Annotated in this window: 16 protein-coding genes; 9 read left to right on the forward strand and 7 right to left on the reverse strand. The window is 70.0% G+C overall.

Going from position 1 to position 18357, the window contains the following annotated elements; translation table 11 throughout:
* Nucleotides 1–123: 123 nt before the first annotated feature.
* Both radA and disA read left to right on the forward strand, forming a co-directional pair.
* Complete coding sequence (gene radA, locus ACSYGN_RS17480; protein ID WP_460396629.1) at nucleotides 124–1533, forward strand: DNA repair protein RadA; 1410 nt, start codon at nucleotides 124–126, stop codon at nucleotides 1531–1533.
* 80 nt (nucleotides 1534–1613) lie between these two features.
* Nucleotides 1614–2738 carry a DNA integrity scanning diadenylate cyclase DisA gene (gene disA / locus ACSYGN_RS17485; RefSeq protein ID WP_460396631.1) on the forward strand — a complete coding sequence of 375 codons (1125 nt, stop codon included), beginning with the start codon at nucleotides 1614–1616 and terminating at the stop codon, nucleotides 2736–2738.
* 216 nt (nucleotides 2739–2954) lie between these two features.
* Here disA and ACSYGN_RS17490 read toward each other — a convergent pair whose 3' ends face one another.
* A complete protein-coding gene (locus ACSYGN_RS17490; RefSeq protein WP_460396633.1) occupies nucleotides 2955–3794 on the reverse strand; it encodes a hypothetical protein in 840 nt (279 codons plus the stop codon).
* A 359-nt stretch (nucleotides 3795–4153) separates the two neighbouring features.
* Here ACSYGN_RS17490 and ACSYGN_RS17495 point away from each other — a divergent pair, with 359 nt between their 5' ends.
* From ACSYGN_RS17495 to cseC, 5 genes are all read left to right on the forward strand, one after another.
* Entirely contained in the window at nucleotides 4154–5086 is a 933-nt protein-coding gene (locus tag ACSYGN_RS17495; RefSeq protein WP_460396635.1) for an HhH-GPD family protein, read from the forward strand.
* 545 nt (nucleotides 5087–5631) lie between these two features.
* Nucleotides 5632–6171 carry a SigE family RNA polymerase sigma factor gene (locus ACSYGN_RS17500; protein ID WP_460396637.1) on the forward strand — a complete coding sequence of 180 codons (540 nt, stop codon included), beginning with the start codon at nucleotides 5632–5634 and terminating at the stop codon, nucleotides 6169–6171.
* On the forward strand, nucleotides 6159–6821 hold the full coding sequence (locus ACSYGN_RS17505) for a hypothetical protein (RefSeq protein WP_460396639.1): 663 nt from the start codon (nucleotides 6159–6161) through the stop codon (nucleotides 6819–6821). The genes ACSYGN_RS17500 and ACSYGN_RS17505 overlap by 13 nt, the downstream gene beginning before the upstream one ends.
* A gap of 176 nt (nucleotides 6822–6997) precedes the next feature.
* A complete protein-coding gene (gene cseB / locus ACSYGN_RS17510; RefSeq protein ID WP_460396641.1) occupies nucleotides 6998–7699 on the forward strand; it encodes a two-component system response regulator CseB in 702 nt (233 codons plus the stop codon).
* A gap of 16 nt (nucleotides 7700–7715) precedes the next feature.
* Nucleotides 7716–9083 (forward strand): two-component system sensor histidine kinase CseC, encoded by a 1368-nt coding sequence (gene cseC / locus ACSYGN_RS17515; protein WP_460396643.1) that lies wholly within the window; start codon nucleotides 7716–7718, stop codon nucleotides 9081–9083.
* A gap of 309 nt (nucleotides 9084–9392) precedes the next feature.
* Here the strand turns inward: cseC and ACSYGN_RS17520 are convergent, their stop codons facing one another.
* Nucleotides 9393–11009, reverse strand: a complete 1617-nt coding sequence (locus ACSYGN_RS17520; RefSeq protein ID WP_460396645.1) for an MDR family MFS transporter — start codon at nucleotides 11007–11009, stop codon at nucleotides 9393–9395.
* A 149-nt stretch (nucleotides 11010–11158) separates the two neighbouring features.
* Between ACSYGN_RS17520 and ACSYGN_RS17525 the strand changes: the two genes are divergently transcribed.
* Both ACSYGN_RS17525 and ACSYGN_RS17530 read left to right on the forward strand, forming a co-directional pair.
* Nucleotides 11159–11758 carry a TetR/AcrR family transcriptional regulator gene (locus ACSYGN_RS17525; protein WP_460396647.1) on the forward strand — a complete coding sequence of 200 codons (600 nt, stop codon included), beginning with the start codon at nucleotides 11159–11161 and terminating at the stop codon, nucleotides 11756–11758.
* Between the two features lie 141 nt (nucleotides 11759–11899).
* A complete protein-coding gene (locus ACSYGN_RS17530) occupies nucleotides 11900–12583 on the forward strand; it encodes an HAD family acid phosphatase (RefSeq protein WP_460396649.1) in 684 nt (227 codons plus the stop codon).
* A gap of 98 nt (nucleotides 12584–12681) precedes the next feature.
* Here the strand turns inward: ACSYGN_RS17530 and ACSYGN_RS17535 are convergent, their stop codons facing one another.
* From ACSYGN_RS17535 to ACSYGN_RS17555, 5 genes are all read right to left on the reverse strand, one after another.
* Nucleotides 12682–15207, reverse strand: a complete 2526-nt coding sequence (locus ACSYGN_RS17535; RefSeq protein ID WP_460396651.1) for an ATP-dependent Clp protease ATP-binding subunit — start codon at nucleotides 15205–15207, stop codon at nucleotides 12682–12684.
* Between the two features lie 1059 nt (nucleotides 15208–16266).
* Entirely contained in the window at nucleotides 16267–16602 is a 336-nt protein-coding gene (locus ACSYGN_RS17540; RefSeq protein WP_460396653.1) for a histone-like nucleoid-structuring protein Lsr2, read from the reverse strand.
* Between the two features lie 306 nt (nucleotides 16603–16908).
* Nucleotides 16909–17442, reverse strand: coding sequence for an amino-acid N-acetyltransferase (locus ACSYGN_RS17545; RefSeq protein WP_460396655.1), 534 nt, complete (start codon nucleotides 17440–17442; stop codon nucleotides 16909–16911).
* A gap of 9 nt (nucleotides 17443–17451) precedes the next feature.
* Complete coding sequence (locus tag ACSYGN_RS17550) at nucleotides 17452–17829, reverse strand: BlaI/MecI/CopY family transcriptional regulator (protein ID WP_460396657.1); 378 nt, start codon at nucleotides 17827–17829, stop codon at nucleotides 17452–17454.
* Nucleotides 17830–18013: 184 nt separating this feature from the next.
* On the reverse strand, nucleotides 18014–18178 hold the full coding sequence (locus ACSYGN_RS17555) for a hypothetical protein (protein WP_460396659.1): 165 nt from the start codon (nucleotides 18176–18178) through the stop codon (nucleotides 18014–18016).
* Nucleotides 18179–18357 lie beyond the last annotated feature (179 nt).

An 18357-nucleotide genomic window follows, 5' to 3' on the forward strand; every position in this document is an offset into this window, starting at 1 on the left:
GTGCTCCCCACACCCCGCTCACGCGCTCCACGCGCCGTTCGCACTCCGTGTGCACCGGGCCGTCGTCCCGGAGCTGTGGGCGGGGTGGGTGGGGTTGTCAGTGGAGGCGGATACGGTTTGCGCATGGCCACCCGTACCAAGACCGCCAAGGAGCGTCCGTCCTACCGCTGCACCGAGTGCGGCTGGCAGACGGCCAAGTGGCTCGGGCGGTGTCCCGAATGCCAGGCGTGGGGCACGATCGACGAGTACGGCACGCCCGCGGTGCGGACCACGACGCCGGGGCGCGTCACGACCTCCGCGGTGCCGATCGGGCAGGTCGACGGCCGTCAGGCCACCGCCCGGCCGACCGGTGTGCCCGAGCTGGACCGGGTGCTCGGCGGGGGCCTGGTGCCCGGCGCGGTGGTGCTGCTGGCGGGCGAGCCGGGCGTCGGCAAGTCGACGCTGCTGCTCGACGTGGCCGCCAAGTCCGCGAGCGACGAGCACCGCACGCTGTATGTCACGGGTGAGGAGTCGGCGAGCCAGGTCCGGCTGCGCGCCGACCGGATCCACGCCATCGACGACCATCTGTATCTCGCCGCCGAGACCGATCTGGCCGCCGTCCTCGGCCACTTGGACGCGGTGAAGCCGTCCCTGCTGATCCTCGACTCGGTGCAGACGGTGGCCTCCCCCGAGATCGACGGCGCGCCCGGCGGTATGGCCCAGGTGCGCGAGGTGGCCGGCGCCCTGATCCGGGCCTCCAAGGAACGCGGTATGTCCACGCTGCTGGTGGGCCATGTCACCAAGGACGGCGCCATCGCCGGACCCCGTCTCCTCGAACACCTCGTGGACGTGGTCCTGCACTTCGAGGGCGACCGGCACGCGCGTCTGCGCCTCGTACGGGGCGTCAAGAACCGCTACGGCGCCACGGACGAGGTCGGCTGCTTCGAACTGCACGACGAGGGCATCACGGGCCTCGCCGACCCCAGCGGCCTGTTCCTGACCCGGCGTGCCGAACCGGTGCCCGGCACCTGTCTGACCGTCACCCTGGAGGGCCGCCGCCCGCTGGTCGCCGAGGTCCAGGCGCTCACCGTCGACTCGCAGATCCCCTCCCCGCGGCGCACCACCTCCGGCCTGGAGACCTCCCGGGTCTCGATGATGCTGGCCGTACTGGAGCAGCGCGGCCGGATCAGCGCCCTCGGCAAGCGCGACATCTACTCCGCGACGGTCGGCGGGGTGAAGCTCTCCGAGCCCGCCGCCGACCTCGCCGTCGCCCTCGCCCTGGCGTCGGCGGCGAGCGACACCCCGCTGCCCAAGAACCTCGTCGCGATCGGCGAGGTGGGCCTCGCGGGCGAGGTCAGAAGGGTCACCGGCGTCCAGCGCAGGCTCTCCGAGGCGCACCGGCTGGGCTTCACCCACGCGCTTGTCCCGGGCGATCCGGGCAAGGTCCCACCGGGGATGCGGGTGCTGGAAGTGGCGGACATAGGGGACGCGCTGCGGGTGCTTCCGCGCTCGCGTCGCAGAGAGGCCCCACGGGACGACGAGGACCGCCGGTAGACTTTGCCCTGGTCTCGCCCGTCCGTACGAACCCTGTGCGCGAAACGGGGCGCCCCAGAACCTGCGACCGGAGGAGTGCAGTGGCAGCCAACGACCGGGCGGCAGCTCCCGGAAAGTCCGGCGGGAGTTCCGGTGCCGATGGCATGATGCGCTCCTCACTGAGCGCCGTGGCACCCGGCACGGCCCTGCGCGACGGCCTTGAGCGGGTGCTGCGCGGCAACACCGGCGGGCTGATCGTGCTCGGCTCCGACAAGACCGTCGAGGCCATGTGCACCGGCGGTTTCGTGCTGGACGTGGAGTTCACCGCCACCCGGCTGCGTGAGCTGTGCAAGCTGGACGGCGGCATCGTGCTGTCCAGCGATCTGTCGAAGATCCTGCGCGCGGGCGTCCAGCTGGTGCCCGACCCCACGATCCCCACCGAGGAGACCGGCACCCGCCACCGCACCGCGGACCGGGTCTCCAAGCAGGTCGGCTTTCCGGTGGTGTCGGTCTCCCAGTCGATGCGTCTGATCGCCCTCTACGTCGACGGCCATCGCCGTGTCCTGGAGGACTCGGCGGCGATCCTGTCCCGCGCCAACCAGGCCCTCGCGACTCTGGAGCGCTACAAGCTCCGGCTCGACGAGGTCGCGGGCACGCTGTCCGCGCTGGAGATCGAGGACCTGGTGACGGTCCGCGACGTCACGGCGGTGGCGCAGCGCCTGGAGATGGTGCGGCGTATCGCCACCGAGATCGCCGAGTACGTGGTGGAGCTGGGCACCGACGGCCGTCTCCTGGCCCTCCAGCTCGACGAGTTGATCGCCGGTGTGGAGCCGGAGCGCGAACTGGTGGTGCGGGACTACGTCCCCGAGCCCACCGCCAAGCGTTCCCGCACCGTCGACGAGGCCCTCGCCGAACTCGACGCGCTCAGCCACGCGGAACTCCTCGAACTGCCCACGGTGGCACGGGCGCTGGGTTACACCGGCTCCCCCGAGGCGCTGGACTCCGCGGTGTCGCCGCGCGGCTTCCGGCTGCTGGCCAAGGTCCCCCGGCTGCCGGGCGCGATCATCGACCGGCTGGTGGAGCACTTCGGCGGACTCCAGAAGCTGCTCGCCGCGAGCGTCGACGACCTCCAGACGGTGGACGGCGTCGGAGAGGCCCGCGCCCGCAGCGTCCGAGAGGGCCTGTCCCGCCTGGCGGAGTCGTCGATCCTGGAACGGTACGTCTAGCCGCCGGTCCGGCGGTTCGTTCAAAGCCGACGGCTCGAACCCCAAGCCCCCGAGCCCCCCGACCCGCCAGCCACTGGCCGTCGGCCGTCGGCCGCCGACGGCGAGCACCCCCCACAGGGGGCCACCCGCACCCGACCACGAGACCCGCACGGGCGGTGCGGGTGGGAACCCAAACCGCCGAAGGCGAAGCCAAGGCGGCCCGGCGTCAGCCGGACATCAGTCCTCGGACAACACGAACGAGCTCTGAAGCTTCGGATACCCGGGCGCCTTGGCCTCGACCAGATACGTACCCGAACCAGCCGACCCCGCCGTAGGCGTAGCGCACTGCGGCGCACTCGGCTTCCGGTCCCACTTCACCGGATAGGTGACCGCACTGCCGCCGCCGGGCACCCGGTAGTACAGGTTCGCCGAGCCCTTGGGGCAGTCCTCCGAGGACCAGTACTCGTCACCGGCACCGGCCTTGGTGACGGTCACCACCGTGTTCTTCGGACCGAGGTCGATCTTGCAGTCGTTCGCGGCGGAGTTCTTCGCGGTCAGCACGAACGTCGGCGTCTGGTCGGGGCCGTAGGAGTTGTGGAGGCTGCGCAGGCTCAGCTTCACATTGCTCGCCGTGCAGACGGGGAGCGTGGATCCGGCGGGGAGCGTGGTGCCCGTACCGCCGCCGCCCGAGGTGCCGTCACCGGACCCGCCGGTGGAGCCGTCTCCGCCCGCCGCGCCGGAGCTGCCAGCGGAACCCGTACCGCCGGTGCCGCCGGAACCGGACCCGGCCGAGGACCCCGACCCGTCGCCGGAGCCGCTGCTGCTGCCGCTGGACTCGTCGCGCCCGCCCGGGTGTTGGCTTATGGCGGGCCCGGAGCCGGACGGACCGGGCGTGATGGACTCCACGGGATTCTTGCCGTTGGACCCGCCCGCGCCGTTCTTCCCGCCGCCACCGCCCGACGTGACGATCCAGGTGATCAGCAGCGCCAGCAGGGCGATCACGGACAGCAGGACGACCCTCCGGCGCCAGTAGATGGTGGAGGGGAGCGGCCCGATCGGATTGCGCAGAGATCCCACGGCGCAAACTTTACGAGAGATCACCCCGCTTGCCTGCGTCACCCGCCGTCACGACGACAACTTTTCCGGATCATCATTTCTGCAACTGGAGGCACCGCAACCGTACTTGATCGGACCGCGACGCCCGGCTCCGGCCGCCGGTGTCCTCGGCAGGCCGGCTCCCTCGCAGCTCAGCCCATCTGCGCCCGGCGTGTCGGACGCCGCGACCCGCGGCATCGGCCCCCGAAGCCCGACCGCCCGGCCCGTCGCACGACCGCCCTTGCCCGTCGCCCGACCGCCCGGCCCGTCCCCGGACCACCCCACCGCCCGGCCACGCCAAGGACCCCGGCCCGCCCTCCCATGGCAGGATCGGTAGGGACATGACTGCGCCCACGAAGCCCCCTCACAGCAGCCCCGCCGACCCGCGAGCCGAGCACCCCGGCGAGCCGTTCCACGCCCCTGTCATCGACTGGTTCGACGAACACGCCCGCGATCTGCCCTGGCGGCGCCCGGAAGCCGGGGCCTGGGGTGTGATGGTCAGCGAGTTCATGCTCCAGCAGACGCCGGTCACCCGTGTCCTGCCCGTCTACGAGCAGTGGATGGCGCGCTGGCCGCGCCCCGCCGACCTCGCCGCGGAGGCCCCCGGCGAGGCGGTCCGTGCGTGGGGCCGGCTCGGCTACCCGCGCCGTGCTCTGCGGCTGCACCGGGCCGCGGGGGCCATAACGGAACGGCACGGCGGCGACGTACCGACGGATCACGCGCATCTGCTGGCCCTGCCCGGGATCGGCGAGTACACGGCCGCCGCGGTGGCGTCGTTCGCCTACGGTCAGCGGCACCCGGTGCTGGACACCAACGTCCGCCGGGTGTTCGCGCGCGCGGTGACCGGGGTGCAGTTCCCGCCCAACGCGACGACCGCCGCCGAGCGCAAACTGGCCCGCGCCCTGCTGCCCGGGGACGAGCGCACGGCGTCCCGCTGGGCCGCCGCGTCGATGGAACTGGGCGCACTGGTCTGCACGGCGAAGAACGAGGGCTGCCACCGCTGCCCGATCGCCGCGCTGTGCGCTTGGCGGCTCGCGGGCAAGCCGGAGCACCAGGGGCCGCCGCGCCGCGGGCAGACCTACGCCGGTACGGACCGTCAGGTGCGCGGCAAGCTGCTCGCCGTGCTGCGCGAGGCGCACGTACCGGTGCCGCAGGCGGTGCTCGACCGGGTGTGGCACGAGCCGGTCCAGCGGGCCCGGGCCCTGGACGGCCTGGTCTCCGACGGCCTCGTCGAACCGCTCGCGGGCGGGCTCTACCGGCTGCCGCGCGGCTGACCCGGCTGACTCGGCTGGCCCAGCCGACGCATCGGCTGCCCACGGCAGGGGCGCGGCCGACGCGGACAGCACCGCCGTAGCTCCGGCGGGCTCCGGCGAGTTCCAACGGGTTCCGGCGGGCTCCGGCGGGGCAGCCGCCGCCACCGGTCCGCAGCCGCTGGCACGGCCCCCGCCCCCCGATCCGCACCACACCGGCTCAGCGGCTCACCGGCCCGCGGTCACCAGACATCGCACGGCCACTGATACACGGCCGACGCCAGGCCTATGCCGAGCCGACACACAGACGCCTCACAGACCCGGCGGCTTTGTGACGCCCCAACTCGCCCACCAAATCGCCATATACCGCCGCAATAACCCCAACCTCCTTACCCAGAACCTCTTTCCGTTACACAACCGACGGACAGCCGATTGCTACCCGCAGGCTCCCTCGGACAGCGCCGTGACAACGCCTCCGTAGGTTCATTTCCGTACCCCGATTGACCACGGGGCGACAGAAACGGGCCGCATCACGGCCGGAGACTTACGGGGATCGGAGGCGGTCGGAAATGGCGCAGGGCGAGGTGCTCGGCTTCGAGGAGTACGTGCGGACCCGGCAGGACGCGCTGCTGCGCAGCGCCCGACGTCTGGTGCCCGACCCGGTGGACGCCCAGGACCTGCTCCAGACCGCCCTGGCCCGCACCTACGGCCGCTGGGACGGCATCGCCGACAAACGGCTGGCCGACGCCTATCTGCGCCGGGTGATGATCAACACCCGTACCGAGTGGTGGCGGGCCAGGAAGCTGGAGGAGGTCCCGACCGAGCAGCTTCCGGACAACAGCGTGGACGACGCCACCGAGCAGCACGCCGACCGCGCCCTCCTCATGGATGTGATGAAAGTCCTCGCTCCCAAGCAGCGCAGTGTCGTCGTCCTGCGACACTGGGAGCAGATGTCCACGGAGGAGACCGCCGCGGCCCTCGGCATGTCGGCCGGAACGGTCAAGAGCACGCTGCACCGGGCGCTCGCCCGGCTCCGCGAGGAGCTGGAGGCCCGCGATCTGGACGCACGCGCGCTGGAGCGTGAGGAGCGGGAGCGTTGCGCGGCCTGACCGGCACAGGGTCCTCAGAGACCCGGGCGGAACTACAGGCGGCGATCACGGCGGCGGCCGGGGTCGCCGCCCTCGCCCTTTTCGTGTCCGCCTGCGGCACCGGCGGCACGGGAGCCCGTGACGAGGGCCCCGCGCACGCCGCCCCGGTGGTCGGGGCGCGGTCGCCGTCACCCTCACCCAGCACCGCCCAGACCTACAACCGCGTGGACGCGGTGGCCCTCGTCAAGGACGACCCGAAGGTCTCGGCCGCGGTGAAACGCGACCTGGAACCGTGTGTCGCCGACGAGTACCCGATCGACGTGTCGTACGGCAAACTGACCCGCGGGACGGCCGAAGACGTGGTGGTGAACGTGCTGACCTGCGGGGACGCGGTGGGTGTCGGATCGTATGTGTACCGCCGGGAGGCAGGCAGGTACGAGAACGTGTTCAGCGCCGAGGTGTCCCCGGTCTACGCGGAGATCGACCGCGGCGATCTGGTGGTGACGAAGCAGGTGTACGAGAAGGGCGACCCGGTGTCGAACCCCTCCGGCGAGAACGTGATCACCTACGCATGGTCCGAGGGCCGGTTCGCACAGACCGACTTCCACCACAACGAGTACAGCAACGCCGTGGGCGGCGACCCGACCGCGGCCCCGGCGACCGGCAAATGACGGCCCGGGTGGCGGCCCGGGTCATGGCCCGGGGCAGCACGGCCCGGAGGTGGACCGATCATGTACAGGGCGACTGTGGCCCGGCTGCCGTACGGCCCACGCGGCCTACGCTGCAGCGGGCCGGGGCCGACGGCCGGACGACGAGACAAGACAACACGAGGACTGAGAGCAGCGGGATGGCAGAGCAGACCCATGTCCTGTTCGTAGAGGACGACGACGTCATCCGCGAGGCGACCCAACTCGCCCTGGAGCGAAACGGCTTCGCGGTCACCGCCATGCCCGACGGGCTGTCGGGTCTGGAGTCGTTCCGGGCCGACCGCCCCGACATCGCGCTCCTGGACGTGATGGTCCCGGGGCTGGACGGCGTCAGCCTGTGCCGCCGGATCCGCGACGAGTCGACCGTGCCCGTCATCATGCTGTCCGCCCGCGCGGACGCCATCGATGTCGTGCTGGGCCTGGAGGCCGGCGCCGACGACTATGTGACCAAGCCGTTCGACGGCGCCGTCCTCGTCGCCCGTATCCGCGCGGTGCTGCGCCGCTTCGGGCACGCGGGCGGTGACCGCGCCGATGAGTCCGCGGCGCCGGTCGGCGGCGGCACCCTCACCTTCGGCGAGCTGGAGGTCGACACGGAGGGCATGGAGGTGCGCCGGGCCGGGCAGCCGGTGGCGCTCACCCCCACCGAGATGCGGCTGCTCCTGGAGTTCTCCGCCGCGCCCGGCACGGTGCTGTCCCGGGACAAGCTGCTGGAGCGGGTGTGGGACTACGGCTGGGGCGGCGACACCCGGGTCGTCGACGTCCATGTGCAGCGGCTGCGGACGAAGATCGGCCAGGACCGGATCGAGACGGTCCGTGGCTTCGGCTACAAACTGAAGGCGTGAGCGGGGCGGCACGGAGATGAGACGTTCGATCCGGCGGCTGGTCCCGGAACGGCTGGAGCGGCATCTGGCACACGTGGGGATCCGCACGGGACTGCGGTGGAAGCTCAGCGCGGCGATCGCGCTGGTGGGGGCGCTGGTGGCGATCGCGCTCAGCCTGGTCGTGCACAACGCGGCCCGTGTCTCGATGCTCGACAACGCCCGCGACCTGGCCGTCGAGCGCCTCCAGATCGGCCAGCGCAACTACGAGCAGAGCAAGCGGCCCAACTTCCCCAAGATCGAGCTCGACGACCCGTGGCTGCCGCGGGCGCTGCACGAGAAGGTCGAGCACGGGCGGGTGGGCACGTTCGTCACCGAGCACGGCGATGTGCCGGACATCTGGGCCGCCGTACCGCTCAAGGACGGGCATGTGCTGTCCCTGCACACCCATCTCACCGACCGCAGCACGGACGTGATGAAGGACCTCGACCAGGCCCTGGTCATCGGCTCCATCGCGGTCGTCCTCGGCGGCAGCGCGCTCGGCGTGCTCATCGGCGGGCAGTTGTCACGGCGGCTGCGCAAGGCCGCCAGCGCGGCCAACCAGGTCGCCAAGGGCAAGACCGACGTGCGGGTGCGGAAGGCCATCGGCGGTGTCGTACGGGACGAGACCGACGATCTCGCACGCGCGGTGGACGCCATGGCGGACGCGCTCCAGCAGCGGCTGGAGGCCGAGCGCCGGGTCACCGCGGACATCGCGCACGAGCTGCGCACCCCGGTGACCGGACTGCTGACGGCCGCCGAACTGCTGCCGCCGGGCCGCCCCACCGAGCTGGTCCTGGACCGCGCCAAGGCGATGCGCAAGCTCGTCGAGGACGTGCTGGAGGTGGCCCGCCTGGACAGCGCCTCGGAGCGGGCCGAGCTCCAGGACATCATGCTGGGCGAGTTCGTCACCCGGCGGGTGGCGGCCCGGGACCCCGACGTCGAGGTGCGTGTGGTGCACGAGTCGGAGGTCACCACCGATCCCCGGCGGCTGGAGCGGGTGCTGTTCAATCTGCTCGCCAACGCCGGACGGCACGGCAAGCCTCCCATCGAGGTCACCGTCGAGGGCCGGGTCATCCGGGTCCGCGACCACGGTCCCGGGTTCCCGCTGGACCTGCTCGCTCAGGGACCCAGCCGGTTCCGCACCGGCAGCACGGACCGTGCCGGGCACGGCCACGGCCTCGGGCTGACCATCGCGGCGGGCCAGGCCCGGGTCCTGGGCGCCCGCCTCACCTTCCGTAACATCCGCCCCGCGGGAGCACCGGATTACATACCAGCGGAGGGCGCGGTGGCCGTCCTGTGGCTCCCGGAACACGCCCCGACCAGCACCGGCAGCTACCCGATGCTTCCGGGCTCTGCGGGGGTGTAGGGGCGCGTCGCCGGCGTAGAGGGGTTTCGCCCCCGCCGCCCCTTCCCGACCCGACCCGTGGGCTCCGCCCCCGAACCCCCGCTCCTCAAACGCCGGAGGGGCTGAATTTCAGCCCGTCCGGCGTTTGAGGACGAGGCCCGAAGGGCCGATATGGGGGGTCTGGGGGCGCAGCCCCCAGGGACGGGAACGGGAAGGGGCGGCGGGGGCGAAGAACCCTCGGCCGCGCCGTCGCGGACATGCCGAAGGCCCCCGGGGCGGACACCCTCCGGGGGCCTTCGGTCGGCTCGGGCCAGGGGCCGGGGCCGTGCGTCAGACTGCTTCGGTGACCGGCGCCGATGCCTGGTCACCGACCTGGGCGGTCGCCGCCGCCCCGCCGGGCCCACCCTCGGCCTCCGGCTTCGAGGCCGCACCCTTCAGCGGGACCTCCTTGACGAACAGAGCCATCACCAGCACGAGCACCGCGATCACGGAGCCGAGCAGGAAGGCCGAGTGGGTACCGGCGGACACCGCGTGCTGGTACGCCTCCCGGGCCGCGGCGGGCAGCTTGGCCAGGCTGGCCGCGTCGAGCTGTGCGGACTGCTCGGTGAGCTTCGAGCCCAGCGCACCGGCCCGCTCGGCCATGACGTCCTGGACACGGTGGTTGAACAGGGCGCCCATGATGGCCACGCCGAAGGACGAACCGAGCGTACGGAACAGGGTGGTGGAGGAGGACGCGACGCCCATGTCCTTCATCTGCACGCTGTTCTGCGCGACCAGCATGGTGATCTGCATCAGGCAGCCCATGCCGGCGCCGAGGACGGCCATGTACACACCCGACGTGAACCGCGTGGTCCCGGTGTCCATCAGCGACAGCAGATACAGCCCGGTGATCATCAGCACGCCGCCGGCGATCGGGAAGACCTTGTAGCGGCCGGTGCTGGTGGTGACCCGGCCCGCGATCATCGAGGTCACGAGCATCGCGCCGAGCATCGGCAGGAGCAGCAGACCGGAGTTGGTCGCGGAGGCGCCCTGCACGGACTGCTGGTACAGCGGCAGGAACAGCGTCGCACCGAACATCACGAAGCCGGTGATGAAGCCGATGACGGACATCAGGGTGAAGTTGCGGCTGCGGAAGATGTGCAGCGGTACGACCGGCTCGGCGGCCTTGGTCTGCCAGAACACGAAGCCGACCAGCGAGGCGACGCCTATGGCGGTGAGCTCCATGATCCGCGCGGACGTCCAGGCGTACTCGCTGCCGCCCCAGGTGGTGACGAGCACGATGGAGGTGATGCCGACGGTGAGCAGGATGACGCCGAGGTAGTCGATACCCGCCTTGGAGCGCTTCTTCGGCAGGTGCAGCACCACGCTGATCAGCGCGAGCGCGAACGCGCCGAGCGGCAGGTTGATGTAGAAGGACCAGCGCCAGCCCCAGTTGTCGGTGATGGTGCCGCCGACCAGCGGGCCGCCGATCATCGCGAGCGCCATGACGCCGGCCATCATGCCCTGGTACTTGCCGCGCTCCCGCGGCGGGACGAGGTCGCCGATGATCGCCATGACACCGACCATCAGTCCGCCGGCGCCGAGGCCCTGCACGGCGCGGAAGCCGATCAGCTCGCCCATGTTCTGGGCCATGCCGCTGAGCGCCGACCCGATCAGGAAGATCACGATCGAGGTCATGAAGGTGGCCTTACGGCCGTACATGTCGCCGAGCTTGCCCCAGATCGGGGTGGCCGCGGCGGTCGCGAGGGTGTACCCGGTGACCACCCACGAGAGGTGTTCGAGGCCGCCCAGGTCACCGACGATCGTCGGCATCGCGGTGCCCACGATCATGTTGTCCAGCATCGCGAGCATCATCGCGATCATGAGCGCGAGTATGACGACCCGCACGCTCCTCTGGCGCTTCCCGGACGCGGTCGGCTCCGCTCCGGCTGTCTGTGTGTCCGCCATGACTTTCTCTCTCCCCCTGCGGCTGCTACTTACTTGCCGCCCGGCTAGTGGCTACACTCGGAAGGTAGACCCGGAACTAGCCGGGCGTCAAGTAAGTTTATCTAGTCGGCCGGCAAGCAAGTTTCCGCGGGAGCGCGAGGAGTACGAGGATGGGCGTCACGATGGACGGCATCAGGCAACGGCGCCGCGGCAACACCCGCCAGCGCATCCAGGACGTGGCACTCGAACTCTTCGCGGAGCACGGGTACGAGAAGACCTCCCTGCGGGAGATCGCCGAGCACCTCGATGTCACGAAGGCCGCGCTGTACTACCACTTCAAGACCAAGGAACAGATCATCGTCAGCCTCTTCGAGGACCTGACACAGCCGATCGAGGACCTGATCGAGTGGGGCAAGGACCAGCCCCACACCCTGGAGACCAAGCTGGAGCTGCTGCGCCGCTACGGCCAGGCGCTCACCGACGCGGCACCGCTCTTCCGGTTCATGCAGGAGAACCAGGCCACCATCCGCGATCTGCAGATCGGCGATGCGTTCAAGGAGCGGATGAAGGGGATGCGGGACCTCATCATCGACCCGGACGCCGAGCTGGTCGACCAGATCCGCTGCGTCAGCGCACTGTTCACGCTGCACGCCGGGATGTTCGTGATGCAGGACATCGAGGCCGACCCGGAGGAGCGCCAAAAGGCGGTCATGGAGGTCGCCATCGGCCTGGTCACCCAGGCGCACCGCGGGCGAACCGCCGCCGAGTAACCCGAGTAAGCCGAGTGATCGGACCACGGACTACCGCTTAGTAACCTACTTGTTCCCCTCAGGCCACTCCCGTGGACGAGCATGCCCCTGACATCTTTGCCGGTACAGGCAGCACTCGTACGCGAGAGGACCCCCACACCCATGAGCAGAGGCACCTGGACACGCCGCGCAGCCCTGACGTTCGCGGCCACGGCCGCCGTGACCGCGCTGGCGGTCCCGGTCGGCGCCCAGGCCGCGACGGCCACCGGCACCGCATCCGTCGCGTCCACCACCGCGTCCGTCACCACGTCCGTGAGCACGTCGGCGAGCTCATCGGCGAGCGCTGCCACCGCGGTCGACTACGCCACCTGGCAGAAGGACTGCCAGGCCGTCATGGACCAGGCACTGCCGTATCTGAAGGACCGGATCGCCGCCGTGAAGCCGGGTGAGAAGCCGGCGATCGTCTTCGACATCGACAACACCACCCTGGAGACCGACTTCGGCTTCAGCTACCCGCAGCCGGCCAACAAGCCGGTGCTGAACGTCGCGAAGTACGCCCAGGAGCACGGCGTCGACCTCTTCTTCGTCACCGCCCGCCCGGGCATCATCGCCTGGCCCACCGAGTACAACCTCGAGTACGACGGCTACGACGTCTCCGGTCTCTATGTCCGCGGTCTGCTCGACCTGTTCAAGGACATCGCCGCCTACAAGACCGCGCAGCGCGCCGACATCGAGTCGAAGGGCTACACGATCATCGCGAACATCGGCAACAGCGCCTCCGACCTCTCGGGCGGCCACGCCGAGAAGACCTTCAAACTGCCGGACTACGACGGCCAGTTGTCCTGAAGGCACGAGAAGGGGGGTGGCCCCGGGACTTGAAGTCCCGGGGCCACCCCCCTTCTCACCGCTGGGTGAACCTCACTGCTGGGCGAACCCCCGGAGGGTCACGCCTCCTTGCTCAGGTTGGGACCGGCGCCGCCGGCCGCCTGCTCGATCGGCGGGGCGTCCGGCAGGGCGGACTTCTCCTCGCCGCGGAAGGTGAAGGTCTTGGAGTCGCCCTCGCCCTCCGTTTCGACGACCACGATGTGACCGGGGCGCAGCTCGCCGAAGAGGATCTTCTCCGACAGCGAGTCCTCGATCTCACGCTGAATGGTGCGGCGCAGCGGACGCGCGCCCATCACGGGGTCGTAGCCCTTCTGGGCCAGCAGTTCCTTGGCGGACTGGGCCAGTTCGATGCCCATGTCCCGGTCCTTGAGGCGCTCGTCCACCTTGCCGACCATGAGGTCGACGATCTTGAGGATGTCGTCCTCGGTCAGCTGCGGGAAGACGACCACGTCGTCGACGCGGTTGAGGAACTCGGGGCGGAAGTGCTGCTTGAGCTCGTCCTGGACCTTGTTCTTCATGCGCTCGTAGTTGGACTTGGTGTCACCCGTGGCCGCGAAGCCCAGGTTGAAGCCCTTGGAGATGTCCCGGGTGCCGAGGTTGGTCGTCATGATGATGACCGTGTTCTTGAAGTCCACGACCCGGCCCTGGGAGTCGGTCAGACGACCGTCCTCCAGGATCTGCAGCAGCGAGTTGAAGATGTCCGGGTGGGCCTTCTCCACCTCGTCGAACAGGACGACGGAGAACGGCTTGCGGCGCACCTTCTCGGTCAGCTGGCCGCCCTCCTCGTAGCCCACGTAGCCGGGGGGCGAACCGAAGAGCCGGGAGACCGTGTGCTTCTCGCTGAACTCCGACATGTCGAGGGAGATCAGCGCGTCCTCGTCACCGAAGAGGAACTCGGCGAGGGCCTTGGACAGTTCGGTCTTACCGACGCCGGACGGGCCGGCGAAGATGAACGAACCGCCGGGGCGCTTCGGGTCCTTGAGGCCCGCACGCGTACGCCGGATCGCCTTGGACAGCGCCTTGACTGCGTCGACCTGGCCGATGACCCGCTTGTGGAGCTCGTCCTCCATGCGCAGCAGACGCGAGGACTCCTCCTCGGTCAGCTTGAAGACCGGGATGCCGGTGGCCGTGGCGAGGACCTCGGCGATCAGGTCGCCGTCGACCTCGGCGACGACGTCCATGTCGCCGGCCTTCCATTCCTTCTCCCGCTTGGTCTTCGCGGACAGGAGCTGCTTCTCCTTGTCGCGCAGCGAGGCGGCCTTCTCGAAGTCCTGCGAGTCGATCGCGGACTCCTTGTCCCGGCGGACGGCGGCGATCTTCTCGTCGAACTCGCGCAGGTCCGGCGGCGCGGTCATCCGGCGGATACGCATCCGGGAACCGGCCTCGTCGATCAGGTCGATCGCCTTGTCCGGCAGGAAGCGGTCCGAGATGTAGCGGTCGGCCAGGGTGGCGGCCTGGACCAGTGCCTCGTCCGTGATGGAGACCCGGTGGTGGGCCTCGTAGCGGTCGCGCAGGCCCTTGAGGATCTCGATGGTGTGCGGCAGGGACGGCTCGGCGACCTGGATGGGCTGGAAGCGGCGCTCCAGGGCGGCGTCCTTCTCCAGGTGCTTGCGGTACTCGTCCAGCGTCGTCGCACCGATGGTCTGGAGCTCACCGCGGGCCAGCATCGGCTTGAGGATGCTCGCGGCGTCGATGGCGCCCTCGGCGGCACCCGCACCGACCAGCGTGTGCAGCTCGTCGATGAACAGGATGATGTCGCCGCGGGTGCGGATCTCCTTGAGGACCTTCTTCAGGCGCTCCTCGAAGTCACCGCGGTAGCGGGAGCCGGCGACCAGGGCGCCGAGGTCCAGGGTGTAGAGGTGCTTGTCCTTGAGGGTCTCGGGCACCTCGCCCTTGACGATGGCCTGGGCGAGGCCCTCGACGACGGCGGTCTTGCCGACGCCGGGCTCACCGATCAGCACCGGGTTGTTCTTGGTGCGGCGGGACAGCACCTGCATGACCCGCTCGATCTCCTTCTCGCGCCCGATGACCGGGTCGAGCTTGGTCTCACGGGCGGCCTGGGTGAGGTTCCGGCCGAACTGGTCGAGCACCAGGGACGTCGAGGGCGTGCCCTCGGCGGGGCCGCCGGCGGCGGCGGTCTCCTTGCCCTGGTAACCGGAGAGCAGCTGGATGACCTGCTGCCGCACCCGGTTGAGATCAGCGCCCAGCTTGACCAGGACCTGGGCGGCGACGCCCTCGCCCTCGCGGATCAGGCCGAGCAGGATGTGCTCCGTGCCGATGTAGTTGTGCCCCAGCTGAAGGGCCTCACGGAGCGACAGCTCCAGGACCTTCTTGGCACGGGGGGTGAAGGGAATGTGGCCCGAGGGGGCCTGCTGGCCCTGGCCGATGATCTCCTCCACCTGCTGGCGGACCGCCTCGAGCGAAATCCCGAGGCTCTCAAGGGCCTTGGCGGCGACACCCTCACCCTCGTGGATCAGGCCCAGGAGGATGTGCTCGGTGCCGATGTAGTTGTGGTTGAGCATCCGGGCTTCTTCCTGAGCCAGGACGACAACCCGCCGCGCGCGGTCGGTGAACCTCTCGAACATCGTTAATCGCTCCTCAGAGCGGTCAGGCAGTGGGGGGAACTTCCCCTCCCTGTCCTTCCGCAGCTTAGTCCCGCAAGCGGGGACCGCTCATTCCAACTGCCGACACCGTTCTTGGCCCTCCTGACCCCGAACGCCGACATCTGTCCCAACCCGATGGTGCGAGACGATGTTCCCGCAGGCCAGACAGTTACCCCCACTGTCACTACGCCGATGGCGAACGTGAGACGGCCTGCCCTGCGTGTCGCCCCCTCCCACTAGGCATGTCTTACCCGCACGGACTGACACTCCATGCCACGCACACCCGTCCGCTCCGCTATGGGCGAACAACCTTGCGCCGTGACGGGGGGGCAGCGCGCCACGATTTTCGGGACTCTGTGCGCTTGTGCGGATACTCAGAGTAATCCCAGGGGTGCCGGGAGGGAAGGGGTGGCCCGATCGAGCCGGGAGGGGGGCGACGGCAGGGGCTACGGCCGGGTCCAGGGGTAGTCGGAAGTGCCTGGAGCGGGCTCGCCCGAGACAGCTGGAGACAGCCGAAGACAGGGGGTGAATGCCGCCGAGGGGGCGCTGGGGGGACTCGGGGGGATGAGGGGCCGGATAACGCCGCCGGTGGGCGCTGAAGGCGAACAGGGACCCCTACAAACCGCTGCAGGCCCATGCAAGGCCCATGGAGGGGCCGCCATGTGGACGCGGCCCCCCTGGGCCTGGGTTGTGGGCGCGAGGACGGACCCTCGGCGCCAACCGGCTCTGCCGGCTCTACCGGTTCTGCCGGCTCTACCGGCGCTGTGCCTCTGCCGCCTCTAGCGGCCGGCCGCCGGCTGTGCCGGTTTCAGGGGCGCGGAAAACGCCCCTGATCTCGTACGACTCGTGTGCGCGCGTTCGCCGCCTGCGCGCCCGCCCTGAGACCGGCGGCCGCGCCGTCCGAGCCGCCGCCCTACGGGCCGAGTCACCGACCGCCGTACCGCAATCGCGGGCAGGGAGCCTTGTGCGGGACCGGAGTCGACGCTGCCGTCGGTACCGTCGCCGCTCGACTCGTCAGTGATGTCGTATTCGGGCTGGACGTCAGCCGTTTTCCCGCTCGTAGGCCTCGCGGATCTGCGCGGGAACACGGCCGCGGTCGTTGACCTCGTAGCCGTTCTCCTTCGCCCAGGCGCGGATCTTCGCGGTGTCCTCGCTGCCGCCGACAGCGGCACGCGCCTTTCCGCGACCGCCCGCGGCCCGGCCTCCGGTCCGACGACCGCCCTTCACATAGGGGTCGAGAAGGCCGCGCAGCTTGTCCGCATTGCCAGTGGTGAGATCGATCTCGTACGTCTTGCCGTCCAACGCGAACGTGACGGTCTCGTCCGCCTCGCCGCCGTCGATGTCATCGACAAGAAGGACCTGAACCTTCTGTGCCACCGGATTTCCTTTCATTCATGACTCGAGGGCCGGGGGGTCCGCGGCGTCCGCCGTTTCGCCGCCCCCTGTTATATGCAGTACTGCAGTACGTCGGAAAGCAAACCGCTTTTGCTTGAAAAACACAAACCCCCGGGAGAGACTCAGGGTCGACCCCGGTCCGGAAACATGGCGTTTCGGACATAGGACCCCTCGTCATGCCCGCGCGGCCCGAATACCGGCAACCGGCATCGCGGCATCCCCATCGCGACAACGCCGCACTCATGACAACCCCGCATCCCGACATCCCGGCATACCCATACCCGACGATCACAGATGCAGAAGCATCCGGCTGTTGCCCAAGGTGTTCGGTTTCACTCGTTCGAGACCGAGGAACTCCGCGACGCCCTCGTCATAGGAACGCATCAGCTCCGCGTAGACATCCCGGTCGACGGGTGTCTCGCCGATCTCCACGAAGCCGTGCTTGCCGAAGAAGTCCACTTCGAAGGTCAGACAGAAAACCCGGCGAACGCCGAGCCAACGCGCGGTGTGCAGCAACTTCTCCAGCAGACGGTGCCCGACCCCCGCACCCTTCAGCCCCGGCTCGACCGCGAGAGTGCGGACTTCGGCGAGGTCTTCCCACATCACATGCAGTGCGCCGCAGCCCACCACGTCCGCGTTGTCGTCCCGTTCGGCGACCCAGAACTCCTGGATGTCCTCGTAAAGTGTCACCGTGGCTTTGTCGAGCAGGATGCGCCGGCGCACGTAGGTGTCGAGGAGGCTGCGCACCGCCGGGACATCGGAGGTCCTGGCCCTCCGGACGGTGATGGCTTTTGCGGTGGCCTCGGGGCTCTCTGCTGACATGAGCGGACGCTATCGCCCGCCGTCACCCGCAGCCGAGCCGGGGTTCTCGTCTTCGGGCGTTTCCGGACCCTGGACGATGCGTACGGCGTCCCTGAGCGCGTGACGCTGTTCGTCGCTCATCATGCCGAAGAAGGCGACGAGTGCGGCGGCGGGGTTGTCGCTCTGCGCCCAGGCGTCGTTCATCAGTGCCGCGGCGTAGGCGGCGCGGGTGGAGACCGCCTCATATCGATAGGCGCGGCCTTCCGCCTCGCGGCGCACCCAGCCCTTCTGATGGAGATTGTCCAAAACGGTCATCACCGTGGTGTAGGCGATGGACCGTTCCTGCTGAAGGTCTTCGAGGACTTCTCGAACGGTCACCGGGCGGTTCCACTTCCACACCCGCGTCATGACCGCGTCTTCGAGTTCTCCCAATGGGCGAGGCACAGCTCAGAACAATAGTGGGAGATCCCGCCAATGGCGTGGCGGACGTGCGCTTCACCGACGAACGGAACAAAAAGGGCGTGTGTCCCGGCGGTGCGGACTGCTCCGCACCGCCGGGACACACGCCGGGAAGGCCAGCGCCGGTACGACGTCAGACGTCGCGATCGGCGCGCTCCGCGCGCGCGAGGGCGGCATCGACGGCCGCGTCCTCCTTGGCCTTGGCGGCACCGCCCTGGGTCTTCACGATCACCCTGACCACACCGATGAAGAACACGGCCATGACGACCGGGGGCACGAGCGCGGAGACGTAGTCCATGCGTCCAGGGTAGCCAGGGGGGTACGGCGGGTGGCGGCGGGGGCCCGGGCCGGGCTCGGCACGGCGCCGGCCCGGGGCGCAGGGGCGTGGAGGGCCGCCGACGGAGCCGGGCCGCACCGACGGAGCCGGGCCGCACCGGCGGGGCGGGGGTGCCGGCCGCCTCACCTCCAGCGGCCCGC

It is taken from the genome of Streptomyces sp. YIM S03343 (assembly GCF_054729195.1).

What these genes read in the sequence shown, in the direction of transcription:
- ACSYGN_RS17555 (WP_460396659.1), bottom strand. Translation starts at nt 18,178, where the DNA reads ATGGACTACGTCTCCGCGCTCGTGCCCCCGGTCGTCATGGCCGTGTTC.
- radA (WP_460396629.1), top strand. Translation starts at nt 124, where the DNA reads ATGGCCACCCGTACCAAGACCGCCAAGGAGCGTCCGTCCTACCGCTGC.
- ACSYGN_RS17495 (WP_460396635.1), top strand. Translation starts at nt 4,154, where the DNA reads ATGACTGCGCCCACGAAGCCCCCTCACAGCAGCCCCGCCGACCCGCGA.
- ACSYGN_RS17550 (WP_460396657.1), bottom strand. Translation starts at nt 17,829, where the DNA reads ATGACGCGGGTGTGGAAGTGGAACCGCCCGGTGACCGTTCGAGAAGTC.
- ACSYGN_RS17530 (WP_460396649.1), top strand. Translation starts at nt 11,900, where the DNA reads ATGAGCAGAGGCACCTGGACACGCCGCGCAGCCCTGACGTTCGCGGCC.
- cseB (WP_460396641.1), top strand. Translation starts at nt 6,998, where the DNA reads ATGGCAGAGCAGACCCATGTCCTGTTCGTAGAGGACGACGACGTCATC.
- ACSYGN_RS17535 (WP_460396651.1), bottom strand. Translation starts at nt 15,207, where the DNA reads ATGTTCGAGAGGTTCACCGACCGCGCGCGGCGGGTTGTCGTCCTGGCT.
- ACSYGN_RS17520 (WP_460396645.1), bottom strand. Translation starts at nt 11,009, where the DNA reads ATGGCGGACACACAGACAGCCGGAGCGGAGCCGACCGCGTCCGGGAAG.
- cseC (WP_460396643.1), top strand. Translation starts at nt 7,716, where the DNA reads ATGAGACGTTCGATCCGGCGGCTGGTCCCGGAACGGCTGGAGCGGCAT.
- ACSYGN_RS17525 (WP_460396647.1), top strand. Translation starts at nt 11,159, where the DNA reads ATGGGCGTCACGATGGACGGCATCAGGCAACGGCGCCGCGGCAACACC.
- ACSYGN_RS17545 (WP_460396655.1), bottom strand. Translation starts at nt 17,442, where the DNA reads ATGTCAGCAGAGAGCCCCGAGGCCACCGCAAAAGCCATCACCGTCCGG.
- ACSYGN_RS17500 (WP_460396637.1), top strand. Translation starts at nt 5,632, where the DNA reads ATGGCGCAGGGCGAGGTGCTCGGCTTCGAGGAGTACGTGCGGACCCGG.